The sequence below is a fragment of the Erwinia wuhanensis genome, assembly GCF_030484085.1.
Taxonomy (GTDB): domain Bacteria; phylum Pseudomonadota; class Gammaproteobacteria; order Enterobacterales; family Enterobacteriaceae; genus Erwinia; species Erwinia aeris.
In genome coordinates, this window is sequence record NZ_JAUJUH010000001.1 from 767,301 (window position 1) to 780,738 (window position 13,438).

A 13,438-nucleotide genomic window follows, 5' to 3' on the forward strand; every position below is an offset into this window, starting at 1 on the left:
AAATGTAATATTAATGTTAGTCTTTTAACATCGTTTAGCCTCAGTTAATGTTTAATTGTGCTAACAAAGCTATGCTCATTCACCGCTTACTGCTGATGAACCTTTATGAAGCTGACTGCTTTACGCTGCAATGAAATCAGTTTTAACTTTTATGCTGCCTTGTTTTTTACGCTTATCCCGAATGCGCTGTTCTTTTTTCACGCGTGGGAGCGTATCCCTTACAGCGAGCTGAAGGATTATTTTTTCGCTGCCACCATGCCGCTGGTGCTGTTCTGCGGATTTCTGTTTATTTTTAGCGTGGCCGCCCTGCCGTGGATCAGAAAACCCCTGTTAATTTTTCTGGCTATCGTCAGCGCGGCGGCCAACTATTTTATTTACAGCTTTGGCACCGTTATCGACACCAATATGATCCAGAACGTGTTTGAAACGGATCTGCAGGAAGCGACCGCCCTGTTCAGCCTGCGCTATATCCTCTGGCTGCTTCTGCTGGGCCTGCTACCCGCGCTGCTTATCTGGCGGGTCAGGATTGTGACGCGGCGTCCATGGTGGATGAATATCGCTTTTCGCACCGGCACGGCCCTGGCGGCGCTGCTGGCGATCCTGCTGGTCGCCGCGCTGTTTTATAAAGATTACGCCTCGCTTATCCGTAACAATAAAGGCCTGGTGAAAATGATTACGCCGGTCAATATCGTCAGCGGCATTGGCCACTATATTGATAATCGCTGGTTTGACGGCGATCGCACGCTGATTAAAATCGGCCAGGATGCACGTAAAGGCCCGCAGATTTTAGCGCAGCAGAAAAAAACGCTGGTGGTGTTTGTGCTGGGCGAAACGGCGCGGGCGGAAAATTTTTCACTCGGCGGCTATGCGCGCAACACTAATCCGAAGCTGGCAAAAGATAACGTCATCTATTATCCCAACGCCACTTCGTGCGGGACGGAAACGGCCATTTCCGTACCCTGTATGTTTTCCAATATGCCGCGCGAGCATTACGATGCCAGCCTGGCGCGCCATCAGGAAGGGCTACTGGACGTAATGGCCCATGCGGGCGTCAGCGTGCTGTGGCGGGAAAACGACGGCGGCTGTAAGGGCGCCTGTGACCGCGTGCCGCATACCGACATGACGCGCTGGCAGCTGAAGAACTTTTGCCGTGACGATTACTGCCTTGACGACGTGCTGTTGTGGCGGCTGGATCGCTATCTGGACAGCATGAAAAACGACACGGTAGTTGTGCTGCATCAGATGGGCAGCCACGGCCCGGCTTACTACCGGCGCTATCCGGCCGACAAGAGGCCCTTTACTCCGACCTGCGACAGTAACCAGATCCAGGACTGTGACAGCCAGGCGCTGGTCAATACCTATGACAATACGCTCGTCTATACCGATTCAATGCTGGATGACACCATCGGCCTGCTGAAGACCTACAGCAGCCGCTACAACGTCGCGCTGATTTATCTTTCCGATCACGGTGAATCGCTGGGCGAACGCGGGATGTATCTGCACGGCGCGCCTTATCTGATTGCGCCCACTCAGCAGACGCATATTCCCTTTCTGCTGTGGCTTTCTGACGGCTACGCCAGCGCCTTTGGCATCAATAGTACCTGCCTGCGGCAGGCTTCCGGCGCGGCGGTGTCGCAGGACAACGTTTTCCATACGCTGCTGGGAATGATGAATATTGAAACCAAAGAGTACCAGCCCGCGCTGGATATGATCCGATCGTGCCGTACCGTTGCAGGTAGCGGCAATTTCTCTACTACGCTCAATAGTCACTGAAAATTTTGGCTTTGCCACCGCCGTATCGGCGGTTGGCAGCCGGTTTCCCAGGAGCGATAAATGCAGCTGAAAAAACTTTTTACCCCTTTAAAACTTGGCGCGATTGTGGTGCCCAACCGCATCTTTATGGCGCCGCTGACGCGCCTGCGCAGCATCGAACCGGGCGATATTCCTACGCCGCTGATGGGTGAATACTATCGCCAGCGCGCCAGCGCCGGACTGGTCATCACCGAAGCCACGCAGATCTCCTTCCAGGCAAAAGGCTACGCCGGCGCGCCAGGCCTGCATACCGCCGAGCAGATCGCCGCGTGGAAAGCGATTAATGCCGGTATCCATCAGGAAGGCGGCCACAGTTCGGTACAGCTTTGGCATACCGGACGCATCTCCCACAGCAGCCTGCAACCGGAAGGTAAAGCGCCCGTTTCGGCTTCCGCCATTAATGCCGAAACCCGCACCTCTCTGCGCGATGACCAGGGCCGGACGATCCGTGAAGCGACCTCCACGCCGCGCGAGCTGCGTCTGGATGAGATCGACGACGTGATCAACGATTTCCGTCAGGCCACGATCAACGCGCGCGAAGCGGATTTTGACCTGGTGGAGCTGCATTCCGCGCATGGTTACCTGATGCATCAGTTTATTTCGCCCGCGTCTAACCAGCGCACGGATGCCTACGGCGGCAGCGTGGAAAATCGCACGCGCTTTGCGCTGGAAGTGGTGGATGCGGCCATTGACGGCTGGCGCGCCGACCGGATCGGCATTCGTATTTCGCCGCTCGGGCCGTTTAACGGTCTGGATAACGGCGAAGATCAGGAAGCCGCCGCGCTTTACTACATCGGCGAGCTGGCGAAGCGCAATCTGGCCTATCTGCATATTTCAGAACCGGACTGGGCGGGCGGCAAGCCTTACAGCGATGCCTTCCGCGAGGCGATCCGCGCCGCTTATCCCGGCGTGATTGTGGGCGCAGGCGGCTACAGCGCTGAGAAAGCGGAAGCGCTGATTGAACAAGGCCTGATCGACGCCGTAGCCTTTGGCCGCGACTACATAGCCAATCCGGATCTGGTCGAGCGCCTGCGGCAGAACGCGCCGCTGAACGAGCAACGCCCGGAACTCTTTTACGGCGGCGGCGCAGAAGGCTACACGGACTATCCGTTCCTGTAAGCGCCTGCGGGTTTTATCGCCGTCCGACGTCTGACGGCGCGAGAAAGCACGCATTTCCTGGTTTCCGCCAGGCTATAGCTGCTATTCTCTCACGCGGGTAAAACGACCTGAAGGACGTTTTACCGCCGGGAATGCCTGCTGGTTCCCGTAACGGCAGGAATTCAGGCTATGCTTGTTATCGGATGATAACGTTTGTTCAAAGAGGATGTTATGCGCTTACTTCACACCATGCTGCGCGTTGGCGATCTGCAACGCTCCGTTGATTTCTATACTAAAGTTCTGGGCATGCGCCTGCTGCGCACCAGTGAAAACACCGAATATAAATACACGCTGGCTTTCGTAGGCTATACCGAAGAGAGCGAAGGCGCGGTGATTGAGCTGACCTATAACTGGGGCGTGGATAAATATGACCTGGGCGATGCCTACGGCCATATCGCGCTGGGCGTGGACGACGTGGCGGCTACCTGCGACCGTATCCGCAACGAAGGCGGCAACGTAACTCGTGAAGCCGGCCCGGTTAAAGGCGGCACCACCATTATCGCCTTTGTGGAAGATCCGGACGGCTATAAAATCGAACTGATCGAAAACAAACACGCGGGCCACGGCCTGGGCGCGTAACGCGTCGGGGTGCCTTCCCGGCACCCTTCTTTCCCCTTCCCCTGCTGCAACCCATGCCGAAATTTGCCATAATACGCGCTCAATTTTCGCCTGTGAGATCCTGATGTCCGAATCGAACGAACTTAACGCCCTCAGCAGCCGTTTTCGCGGTTTTTATCCGGTAGTGATCGATGTTGAAACCGCCGGTTTCGACGCCAAAACCAACGCCTTACTGGAAGTGGCCGCCGTCACGCTGAAAATGAACGACGATGGCTGGCTGGAGAAAGACGAAACGCTCCATTTTCACGTTGAGCCGTTCGAAGGGTCTGTTCTGCAACCCGAAGCGCTGGCCTTTAACGGCATCGATCCTGCCAATCCGCTGCGCGGCGCGGTCAGCGAGTACGAAGCGCTGCACGCCATCTTTAAAGCCGTGCGCAAAGGTATCAAAGATCAGGGCTGCAATCGTGCCGTCATGGTGGCTCATAACGCCACTTTCGATCTGAATTTTATGAATGCCGCGGCGGAAAGAGCCGGGCTGAAGCGTAATCCTTTCCACCCGTTTGTCACCTTTGATACCGCCGCGCTGAGCGGCCTGGTGCTGGGGCAAACGGTGCTGGCGAAAGCCTGTACGGCCGCCGGAATGCCTTTCGACAGTTCGCAGGCGCATTCCGCGCTGTATGATACCGTGCAGACGGCCGATCTGTTCTGTGAGCTGGTTAATCGCTGGAAACGTCTGGGCGGCTGGCCGCTGGCGGAAACGGCGAACCTCGACTAAAAAAAACAGGCCTGACGCATTGTCAGGCCTGTCCGATAGTCTCTTCGCTTAGCGCAACGTTTTATTCTGCCGCGTCGGAAGGATATTTCTGCGCCGTCTCTTTGATCAGCTGCTGCAGTTCGCCCGCCTGAAACATCTGAATAATGATGTCGCAGCCGCCGACCAGCTCGCCGTCTACCCACAGCTGTGGAAAAGTCGGCCAGTTGGCGTATTTAGGCAGCTCAGCACGAATTTCCGGATTCTGCAGGATATCGACATAGGCGAAACGCTCGCCGCAGGCGGACAGCGCCTGTACGGCCTGCGCGGAAAAGCCGCAGCTTGGCAGTTTTGGGGAACCTTTCATATACAGCAGAATCGGGTTTTCTGCGATCTGGCGCTCAATCTTCTCAATGGTGCTCATAAATGCCTTCCTCAATCGGCTACTTCGTGTCTGTATAGTGTAGCGAGTCTGCGAGCGTGATGAAAATGTCATTTTCAGTCGCCCACTGACGCTACGGTCGGAAAACAAAATGTTAAAATACCATTTTCGGTCCGGCGGCGCTGCGTTAACTGTAAATATCAGCGGCAAATTTGCGCAGATAAATGTTTGAACAGGCTAAATTTTACAGCTTTTACCGCTTTGCGACGATTGAAACAAAAAAGGCCTTACTTTTTAGTAAAGAGTTCGATTAGAATCGTCCTGACTGACTGCCCAGGCGCAGATCTCCTTATTTAGCCATGCTCTTGCCACTGGCGGGAGCACAAACTGTTAATGGTAAAGATGCGTTTACTCATCACGTTGCTGATGCTGGCCTTTGCCCAGCTGTTTATGTCTGTGGCGCACGCATCGCCACACGCTGCCGTTAAAGCGGACCACCACAAAGCAGACAGCGCCACGCCTGCTCGTGAAGACGATCGCCGCAAGCGCCGCCCGGTGAAAACCTCTACACGTAAAGTAAAAGAAGCCAGCCCAACCAAAAGCCGTTCGCCCCTTGCTAAAAAGTTTAAGCTGCGCAAAAAAACGCAGACCGTCGCCGCTGCGCTGCCGCCCAAGAAACGCTATGGTCGTCATCGCTTGCGCAACGAAGAGACGGAAGCCTTAACCAGCGGCTCGGCCTCGGCCCCGCTTAAGCTCAGCAAAGCGCATCGCGCCCGCTATCAGAAAGCCCGCGAAACGGCGATGAGCAAGCTGATGAACCAGCTGGGCAAGCCCTATCTCTGGGGCGGCACCTCGCCCAAGACCGGTTTCGACTGTAGCGGTCTGGTCTGGTATGCCTATAAAGATCTGGTGAAGTTTAAGATCCCTCGCACCGCTAACGAAATGTACCATCTGCGGGATGCGGCTTCGATCAAGCGCAACGAGCTGGAAAAAGGCGATCTGGTATTTTTCAGCATCAACGGCCGCGCCTCGGCGGATCACGTTGGCGTTTACCTGGGCAACGGCAAGTTTATCCAGTCGCCGCGTACCGGCAAGGATATCCAGGTGAGTATGCTCAGCGAAGATTACTGGGAGCAGCACTACGTCGGCGCTCGCCGCGTCATGACGCCGAAAACTATCCGCTAGCCCACTCAGTAGGCTGGAGGCCCGGATCGCGCAAACGATCCGGGCCGGTTTACTCTTATTTGCGCAAAATTTTCGCCTGTTGCCCTAAAACCCTCGTGTTCTGCGCCTGCTCTTGTTAGAATCCACGGTTTGTTGCGCAACAGGCATTTAGCCGACATGATGTTCTGCTCAAGTCTGTTTCGCCACCCTGAACTCCCTCCTGTTATAACCATTCCGCAACAAATTATGCGCAACTTATATCAGGATTATCATCATTCCAGGCAATCGTTTAACAAACCGCTTTTCAGTGACTTACTGAACAGCGCAGGAGTCTTTTTCCATGGCAACCATAAAAGATGTGGCCAAACGCGCCGGTGTCTCAACCACCACGGTGTCCCACGTCATTAATAAAACCCGCTTTGTCGCTGAAGACACGCGGGAAGCCGTCTGGGCAGCGATCAAAGCGCTGCACTATTCGCCCAGCGCCGTGGCCCGCAGCCTGAAGGTCAATAACACCAAAACCATTGGCCTGCTGGCGACCTCCAGCGAGGCGCCCTATTTCGCCGAAATTATTGAGGCGGTTGAACACAGCTGTTTTGCCAAAGGCTATACGCTGATTTTGGGCAACGCGCATAACGAACTGGAAAAGCAGCAGGCCTATCTGTCGATGATGGCGCAAAAACGCGTCGATGGCCTGCTGGTCATGTGCGCCGAGTACCCGGATGAGCTGATTAAGATGCTGGAAGATCACCGCAACATCCCGATGGTCGTCATGGACTGGGGCGAGTCGCGCGGCGATTTTACCGACACTATTCTCGATAACGCTTTTGAAGGCGGTTATCTGGCAGGCCGCTATCTGATCGATCGCGGCCACCGCGATATCGGCGTGATCCCGGGCCATATGGAGCGCAATACCGGCGGCGGTCGTCATGCCGGCTTCCTCAAGGCGCTGAACGAAGCGGGGATTACGCTGCGCGAAGAGTGGCTGGTTCAGGGCGATTTTGAGCCGGAATCGGGCTATCGCGCCATGCAGCAGCTGCTGGCGCAAAAACAGCGTCCTACCGCGGTATTCTGCGGCGGCGACGTGATGGCGATGGGCGCGATTTGCGCCGCAGACGAGATGGGCCTGCGCGTACCGCAGGATATTTCGGTGATCGGGTATGATAACGTGCGCAACTCGCGCTACTTTACCCCCGCGCTGACCACCGTCCACCAGCCGAAAGAGCGTCTGGGCGCAACGGCCTTCAATATGCTGCTCGATCGTATTACCAGCAAACGCGAAGAGCCGCAGACGATTGAAGTGCATCCGACGCTGATTGAACGTCGCTCCGTAGCGGACGGCCCTTTCCTCGACTACCGTCGCTAAGCGCACGGGCGGCCATCCGCCGCCCGTCTTTTACGCCTCCCGCAGCCATTCGCTGTTCAGCGTTTCCGTTTCGCCTAAATAATCCAGCAGCCAGCGCAGCGCTGGCGACGCCTGCTGTTCCGACCAGCTGACGCAGCAGGGGCTATCCGGAAAAGGCGGATCCAGCCTCAGTTCGCACAGCGAGCCGTTTTGCAGCAGCGGTTGCGCAAGATGCCCCGGCACCATGCCGACACACAGCCCGGCCAGCAGGCAATCAAACGCGCTCTCCCAGTCCGGCGCGACCAGCCGTCGCTGATTATCCAGCGTCCAGGTGGTTCTTTTCGGCAGCGCGCGCGAGGTATCTTCCAGCACCAGCGAAGGCCACTCCCGGATCGCCTCCTCGCTAACCTTCTCCCGGTGTTGCGCAAGCGGATGATCCGCCTTCACCACGCAGCGCCAGTTGAGCATTCCCATATTGCGAAAGGCGAAGCGTCCGCCGACCGGAATGGCCTGCGTCGCGCCTATCGCCACGTCAACCCGGCCGTCGGCCAGCGCATCCCATACGCCGTTGAATACCTCCGGTGAAAGATGCAGTTCCATATCGGGAAAATGTCGGTAAAAATCCACCACCAGCTGGCGCGTACGCGCGGTTTTAACAATGCGATCGACGGCAATATTCAGCTGGCCGCGCCAGCCGTTGGCGACCTGCTGACACTGGCGTCGCGTGGCAAGCATTTTTTTGATAACACTCCGCCCTTCCTGAATAAAGACCTCGCCCGCCGCCGTTAAGACCACGTCCCGGTGACGCCGCTCGAACAGCGGCACCGCCAGCCACTCTTCCAGCTGGCGCACGGTATAGCTGATGGCGGACGGAACGCGATGCAGCTCCGCCGCTGCGGCGGTAAAGCTGCCGGTTCGGGCGACCGCATCAATCACCTCAAGCGAGTGTTCTGACCACATATTCTTCCTGCAAAATTTTTGAACGCAAGACGCAAATATTACCGTTTCACAACCGCTATCGCACTCTTTTACACTGCCGTCCGCTATTCACCTGATAAAAAAGAGCAAAATCTCATGCCGTCGAAAGGATTTTTACTTTACCTCGCGCTGCTCAGCGTTGCGGGTTTTCTTGCCACCGATATGTATCTGCCCGCCTTTACGGCGATGCAGCAGGATTTGCAAACCGAAGCGGGCGTCATCAGCGCCAGCCTCAGCCTGTTCCTGGCCGGGTTTGCCAGCGCGCAGCTGTTCTGGGGGCCGCTTTCCGACCGCATTGGCCGCAAGCCGGTGCTGTTGATGGGGCTGGGGCTGTTTGCCGTCAGCTGCGGCGCAATGTGGTGGGCGGAATCCACCACCATGCTGCTGACGCTGCGCTTTTTACAGGCGGTAGGCATTTGCGCCGCCGCCGTCAGCTGGCAGGCGCTGGTGATCGATCGCTATTCCGGCGCGCAGGCCAACCGCGTGTTTGCCACTATTATGCCGCTGGTGGCGCTGTCGCCGGCGCTGGCCCCGCTGCTGGGTGCCTGGCTGCTGAACCACTTTGCCTGGCGGTCGATTTTCCTGGCGCTGCTGCTGCTGGCCCTGATCCTGCTGGTCGCCACGCTTTTTCTGTCGACGCCTGCTCCAAAAGAGCATAAGGAAGAGGCGAAAGTGGGTTTCTTCACGCTGCTGAAGTCGCCGATCTGGAGCGGCAACGTGCTGATTTACGCCGCCTGCTCCGCCAGCTTTTTCGCCTGGCTGACCGGTTCGCCATTTATTCTGGCCGAACTGGGCATGTCGCCGGGCGATATCGGCCTTAGCTACGTGCCGCAGACGCTGGCCTTTCTCGCCGGCGGCTACGGCTGTCGGGCACTGCTGAAGCAGACCGAAGGCGCTTCGCTGCTGCCCTGGCTGCTGACGCTGTATGCCCTCAGCGTGGGCGCGTTTTTCATCGCCGCACAGGTGGAAACGCCTTCGACCTGGGCGCTGCTGCTGCCGTTTTGCGGTATGGCGCTGGCCAACGGCGCTATCTATCCGATTGTGGTGGCGAATGCGCTGCTGCCTTTTCCGCAGGCCAGCGGTAAAGCAGCCGCGCTGCAAAACACGCTGCAGCTTGGTCTCTGCTTCGTCGCCAGCATGATTGTTTCCGGTTTTATTGCTAACCCGCTCGCCACCACGTCGCTGGTCATGCTCAGTACTGTGTTTTTGACAATTATTGGCTATATTTTACAAAGGACGACGTTAGCCAACGCTCCCCTGACCCACGCTCAGAGCCGTCGTTAACTGGCTGAATCTATTTAGTTAGCGTCCTAACGATAAGGCGTTGAATATTGCCTGAGGTGAGCATATACTCAATTTCAGGCAATAATTCATAACAACTTTGTATCATTTTTTTGATTCCTGACAGGGTTGTCCGGGTGTTCTCTTTTGTGGCAGGCGTCACCCTCATTCTGTAGGTTTCAGTTCAATCCTCTGTAACGCCGGATATCAGGCGCACGGCTAAGCGTGCGTTTTCTCAAACCCTGTGGAAATTGATGATTCTTTTTCTCAGGTTTCAATCACGAAGGGTGATGGAGAAGCTATGAGTTCATCGTGTATAGAAGAAGTGAGCCTGGAAGAAAATCAGTGGTATCGAATCGCCCAGGAAATGTTACGCAACGCGGATATCGAAATTAACGGCACCCGTCCCTGGGATATTCAGGTGACCCATCCCGATTTTTTTAAACGCGTGATGCAGGAAGGATCGCTGGGCCTGGGCGAAAGCTATATGGACGGCTGGTGGGAGTGCGAGCAGCTGGATATGTTTTTTCACCGCGTGCTGCTGGCTAAGCTGGATCAGCAGCTTCCTCGCCATTTTAAAGATACGCTGCGCATCGCCGCCGCGCGCCTCACTAATCTGCAATCCCGCAAGCGCGCCTGGATTGTCGGCAAAGAGCATTATGACCTTGGTAATGACCTTTTTACGCTGATGCTTGACCCCTACATGCAATACTCCTGCGGCTACTGGAAAGAGGCGGAAACGCTGGAGCAGGCGCAGCAGGCTAAATTAAAAATGATCTGCGAGAAACTTCAGCTGGAACCCGGGATGTCGCTGCTTGATATCGGCTGCGGCTGGGGCGGGCTGGCGGCTTATGCGGCGCGGCATTACAACGTCAAGGTGACAGGCGTGACGATCTCCGCCGAGCAGCAGAAGCTGGCGCAGCAACGTGGTGAAGGGCTGGACGTCACCATCCTGCTACAGGATTACCGTGACCTCGATCAGCAGTTTGACCGCATCGTTTCCGTTGGTATGTTTGAGCACGTCGGGCCAAAAAATTACGCCACTTATTTTAACGTGGTCGATCGCAATCTGAAGCCGGACGGCATCTTTTTGCTGCATACCATTGGTGCGAACAAAACGGACGATAATGTCGATCCGTGGATCGATAAATATATTTTCCCTAACGGCTGCCTGCCTTCCGTACGCCATATTGCCGAGGCGCACGAACCGCATTTTGTGATGGAAGACTGGCACAACTTTGGGGCGGATTACGATCTGACGCTGATGGCCTGGCACCAGCGCTTTTTAGCGGCGTGGCCGCAGCTGGCGGATAAATATGGCGAACGCTTTAAGCGCATGTTCAGCTACTATCTTAACGCCTGTGCGGGCGCTTTCCGCGCGCGGGATATTCAGCTCTGGCAGGTGGTCTTTACCCACGGTAAAGAGGGCGGATTGCGCGTACCGCACTAGCGGACAAGGTCGGCCACTAAGCCGACCTTGTTTATTACTCTTCCGGCTGAATTTCCGCAGCGGCCGCCGCCAGCAGCGCTGCTTCACGCTGCGCCAGCACGCGCTCAACGGTTTCCACAATCGCCTGGGTGTGCGGATCGATTTCAATATTCACCCTGTCGCCCAGCCGCTTGCCGCCCAGCGTGGTTCTTGCCAGCGTTTCCGGGATCAGATGCACGCAGAATTTGCTTTTGGTGACTTCGCCAACCGTCAGGCTGATGCCGTCAATCCCAATAAAGCCTTTATGCAGAATATATTTCATCTGCTCGCTGTCCTGCGGCTTAAACCATATTTCGCGGTTATTTTCAGACGTCAGGATTTTGCAGATTTCGGCGGTAGTCATAATATGACCGGACATTAAATGGCCGCCGATTTCATCGCTGAATTTCGCCGCGCGCTCTACGTTAACAATATCACCGGGCTTTAAATCCCCCAGGTTGGTAATACGCAGCGTCTCTTTTACCAGGTCAAAACTGACGCGGTTGCCGTCAACCCCGGTCACCGTCAGGCAACAGCCATTGTGAGATACGGAAGCGCCCAGCTCCAGTCCCGGCAGCAGCTCGTCCGGCAGGCGGACAATATGCGTGCGAAAATTCGGTTTCTCTTCAATTGCCAACACCTCTGCGGTGCCCTGCACAATACCGGTAAACATAATTATGACCTCGGTGGATTTTTCGCTATTCTTGTCTGATCTTAAAACTATACCAAATAGTCTTTCTCCCTTCAGTTAAAAAACAGGTGTATATGTGCAGAAGTATCTGACCGAGGCGCGTCAATTGCTGGCGCTGGCAATTCCGGTAATTTTTGCGCAGGTTGCGCAAACCGCTATGGGCTTTGTGGATACGGTGATGGCCGGCGACGTCAGCGCAACGGATATGGCTGCCGTTGCGGTCGGCACATCTATCTGGCTGCCCGCCATTCTGTTCGGCCACGGTTTGCTGCTTTCGCTCACGCCGGTTGTGGCGCAGTACAACGGCTCGGGCCGCCGCGATCGTATCGCTTTCCAGGTTCGTCAGGGGTACTGGCTGGCCGCCTTCGCTTCCCTGCTGGTTATGGTTGTGCTGTATAACGCCGGCTATGTTATCCGTTCTATGCAAAATATCGATCCCGTGATGGCGGATAAAGCCGTAGGCTATCTTCATGCGCTGCTGTGGGGAGCGCCGGGTTATCTGTTTTTCCAGACCGCGCGCAACCAGTGCGAAGGCCTCGCCAAAACCAAGCCGGGCATGGTGATGGGCTTTCTCGGGCTGCTGGTGAATATTCCGGTTAACTATATTTTTATCTACGGCCATTTCGGGATGCCCGCGCTTGGCGGCGTCGGCTGCGGCGTGGCGACGGCGTCCGTGTACTGGGTAATGTTTATCGCGATGAAAATATGGGTTTCGCGTGCCTCTTCCATGCGCGATATCCGCCTGGCGGATCGGTTCAGTCCGCCCGATGCGAAGGCGCTTTCCCGCCTCTTTAAACTCGGCCTTCCCGTCGCGCTGGCGCTGTTCTTTGAGGTGACGCTGTTCGCCGTCGTCGCGCTGCTGGTGTCGCCGATGGGCATCGTCGAGGTGGCGGGTCACCAGATAGCGCTGAACTTCAGCTCGCTGATGTTTGTACTGCCGCTTTCTCTTGGCGCAGCCACCACTATCCGCGTGGGTTTCCGGCTTGGTCAGGGCTCGACCGAAGGCGCTCGCGTAGCGGCATGGACGGCGCAGGGCGTGGGCATGTCGCTGTCGCTGCTGACGGCGCTGTTCACGGTGGTGTTTCGCGAGCAAATCGCGCTGCTTTATAATCAGAATCCGGCCGTGGTGGCGCTGGCGGCTCAGCTGATGCTGCTGGCCGCAATTTATCAGTTTTCCGATTCGATTCAGGTTATCGGCAGCGGCATTCTGCGCGGCTATAAAGATACGCGCGCCATCTTTTTTATCACTTTTATCGCTTACTGGGTGCTGGGCCTGCCCAGCGGTTACATTCTGGCATTAACGGACTGGGTGGTGGCGCCGATGGGCCCGGCGGGCTTCTGGACAGGCTTTATTATTGGCCTGACCTCCAGCGCGATTATGATGGTCTGGCGTATTCTGCGGTTGCAGCGGCAGCCTGAAGCGCAGCTGCTGGCACGCGCGGCCCGCTAACATCTTCATTTAAACCGGATGTTTAAAAATGCTGCGCTTCGCACAGTTGCGCAGCAGTCGCACCGAAAATAGCGATTTCTGCTTGCAAGCCGCCAGGGCTGTCGTTAATATTCGTCCCCGCTGTCACTCAGACAGCATGATGCGTTCTTAGCTCAGTTGGTTAGAGCACCACCTTGACATGGTGGGGGTCGGAGGTTCGAGTCCTCTAGAACGCACCACAGTGCGTCCGTAGCTCAGTTGGTTAGAGCACCACCTTGACATGGTGGGGGTCGGTGGTTCGAGTCCACTCGGACGCACCATCTTGCGTTCTTAGCTCAGTTGGTTAGAGCACCACCTTGACATGGTGGGGGTCGGAGGTTCGAGTCCTCTAGAACGCACCATCTTCTGCTTTCTCCCGTCA

12 protein-coding genes and 3 tRNA genes are annotated in these 13,438 nt (G+C 56.2%); 12 read left to right on the forward strand and 3 right to left on the reverse strand.

Translation table 11 applies throughout. The features are described 5' to 3' along the window. Positions 1-105: 105 nt before the first annotated feature. From eptA to rnt, 4 genes are all read left to right on the forward strand, one after another. Positions 106-1,773: a phosphoethanolamine transferase EptA gene (gene eptA, locus QZH36_RS03475; protein WP_301729660.1), complete on the forward strand. Its 1,668-nt coding sequence runs from the start codon at positions 106-108 to the stop codon at positions 1,771-1,773. A gap of 60 nt (positions 1,774-1,833) precedes the next feature. Further along, positions 1,834-2,931, forward strand: a complete 1,098-nt coding sequence (locus QZH36_RS03480; RefSeq protein WP_253454435.1) for an alkene reductase — start codon at positions 1,834-1,836, stop codon at positions 2,929-2,931. A 210-nt stretch (positions 2,932-3,141) separates the two neighbouring features. Beyond that, the gene (gene gloA, locus QZH36_RS03485; RefSeq protein WP_253454436.1) at positions 3,142-3,549 is read left to right on the forward strand and encodes a lactoylglutathione lyase; all 408 of its coding nucleotides are present in this window, start codon (positions 3,142-3,144) and stop codon (positions 3,547-3,549) included. 103 nt (positions 3,550-3,652) lie between these two features. Beyond that, complete coding sequence (gene rnt, locus QZH36_RS03490; RefSeq protein ID WP_253454437.1) at positions 3,653-4,303, forward strand: ribonuclease T; 651 nt, start codon at positions 3,653-3,655, stop codon at positions 4,301-4,303. Positions 4,304-4,364: 61 nt separating this feature from the next. Here the strand turns inward: rnt and QZH36_RS03495 are convergent, their stop codons facing one another. Then, a complete protein-coding gene (locus tag QZH36_RS03495; RefSeq protein ID WP_125289787.1) occupies positions 4,365-4,703 on the reverse strand; it encodes a Grx4 family monothiol glutaredoxin in 339 nt (112 codons plus the stop codon). A 360-nt stretch (positions 4,704-5,063) separates the two neighbouring features. On the opposite strand from QZH36_RS03495, the gene QZH36_RS03500 reads away from it, so the two are divergent. Beyond that, entirely contained in the window at positions 5,064-5,846 is a 783-nt protein-coding gene (locus QZH36_RS03500) for a C40 family peptidase (protein WP_301253223.1), read from the forward strand. Between the two features lie 319 nt (positions 5,847-6,165). Beyond that, the gene (gene purR / locus QZH36_RS03505) at positions 6,166-7,191 is read left to right on the forward strand and encodes an HTH-type transcriptional repressor PurR (protein WP_253454440.1); all 1,026 of its coding nucleotides are present in this window, start codon (positions 6,166-6,168) and stop codon (positions 7,189-7,191) included. Between the two features lie 30 nt (positions 7,192-7,221). Here the strand turns inward: purR and punR are convergent, their stop codons facing one another. After that, complete coding sequence (gene punR, locus QZH36_RS03510; protein WP_253454441.1) at positions 7,222-8,130, reverse strand: DNA-binding transcriptional activator PunR; 909 nt, start codon at positions 8,128-8,130, stop codon at positions 7,222-7,224. Between the two features lie 114 nt (positions 8,131-8,244). Between punR and punC the strand changes: the two genes are divergently transcribed. Then, positions 8,245-9,432, forward strand: coding sequence for a purine nucleoside transporter PunC (gene punC / locus QZH36_RS03515; RefSeq protein ID WP_253454442.1), 1,188 nt, complete (start codon positions 8,245-8,247; stop codon positions 9,430-9,432). 298 nt (positions 9,433-9,730) lie between these two features. Then, positions 9,731-10,879 carry a cyclopropane fatty acyl phospholipid synthase gene (gene cfa, locus QZH36_RS03520; protein ID WP_301253219.1) on the forward strand — a complete coding sequence of 383 codons (1,149 nt, stop codon included), beginning with the start codon at positions 9,731-9,733 and terminating at the stop codon, positions 10,877-10,879. Between the two features lie 34 nt (positions 10,880-10,913). On the opposite strand, the gene QZH36_RS03525 is transcribed toward cfa, so the two are convergent. Further along, a complete protein-coding gene (locus QZH36_RS03525) occupies positions 10,914-11,570 on the reverse strand; it encodes a riboflavin synthase subunit alpha (protein ID WP_301253218.1) in 657 nt (218 codons plus the stop codon). A 94-nt stretch (positions 11,571-11,664) separates the two neighbouring features. On the opposite strand from QZH36_RS03525, the gene QZH36_RS03530 reads away from it, so the two are divergent. The 4 genes from QZH36_RS03530 (at position 11,665) to QZH36_RS03545 (ending at position 13,418) form a co-directional block, all read left to right on the forward strand. After that, a complete protein-coding gene (locus QZH36_RS03530) occupies positions 11,665-13,038 on the forward strand; it encodes an MATE family efflux transporter (RefSeq protein ID WP_253454445.1) in 1,374 nt (457 codons plus the stop codon). A gap of 141 nt (positions 13,039-13,179) precedes the next feature. Next, positions 13,180-13,256: transfer RNA gene (locus tag QZH36_RS03535), tRNA-Val, on the forward strand. A 4-nt stretch (positions 13,257-13,260) separates the two neighbouring features. Beyond that, a tRNA-Val gene (locus QZH36_RS03540) sits at positions 13,261-13,337 on the forward strand. A 4-nt stretch (positions 13,338-13,341) separates the two neighbouring features. Next, a tRNA-Val gene (locus tag QZH36_RS03545) sits at positions 13,342-13,418 on the forward strand. Positions 13,419-13,438: the final 20 nt, after the last annotated feature.

Excerpts from the sequence above, each read along its gene's own strand:
- eptA (WP_301729660.1), top strand. The coding sequence starts at position 106 with ATGAAGCTGACTGCTTTACGCTGCAATGAAATCAGTTTTAACTTTTAT.
- QZH36_RS03480 (WP_253454435.1), top strand. The coding sequence starts at position 1,834 with ATGCAGCTGAAAAAACTTTTTACCCCTTTAAAACTTGGCGCGATTGTG.
- gloA (WP_253454436.1), top strand. The coding sequence starts at position 3,142 with ATGCGCTTACTTCACACCATGCTGCGCGTTGGCGATCTGCAACGCTCC.
- rnt (WP_253454437.1), top strand. The coding sequence starts at position 3,653 with ATGTCCGAATCGAACGAACTTAACGCCCTCAGCAGCCGTTTTCGCGGT.
- QZH36_RS03495 (WP_125289787.1), bottom strand. The coding sequence starts at position 4,703 with ATGAGCACCATTGAGAAGATTGAGCGCCAGATCGCAGAAAACCCGATT.
- QZH36_RS03500 (WP_301253223.1), top strand. The coding sequence starts at position 5,064 with ATGCGTTTACTCATCACGTTGCTGATGCTGGCCTTTGCCCAGCTGTTT.
- purR (WP_253454440.1), top strand. The coding sequence starts at position 6,166 with ATGGCAACCATAAAAGATGTGGCCAAACGCGCCGGTGTCTCAACCACC.
- punR (WP_253454441.1), bottom strand. The coding sequence starts at position 8,130 with ATGTGGTCAGAACACTCGCTTGAGGTGATTGATGCGGTCGCCCGAACC.
- punC (WP_253454442.1), top strand. The coding sequence starts at position 8,245 with ATGCCGTCGAAAGGATTTTTACTTTACCTCGCGCTGCTCAGCGTTGCG.
- cfa (WP_301253219.1), top strand. The coding sequence starts at position 9,731 with ATGAGTTCATCGTGTATAGAAGAAGTGAGCCTGGAAGAAAATCAGTGG.
- QZH36_RS03525 (WP_301253218.1), bottom strand. The coding sequence starts at position 11,570 with ATGTTTACCGGTATTGTGCAGGGCACCGCAGAGGTGTTGGCAATTGAA.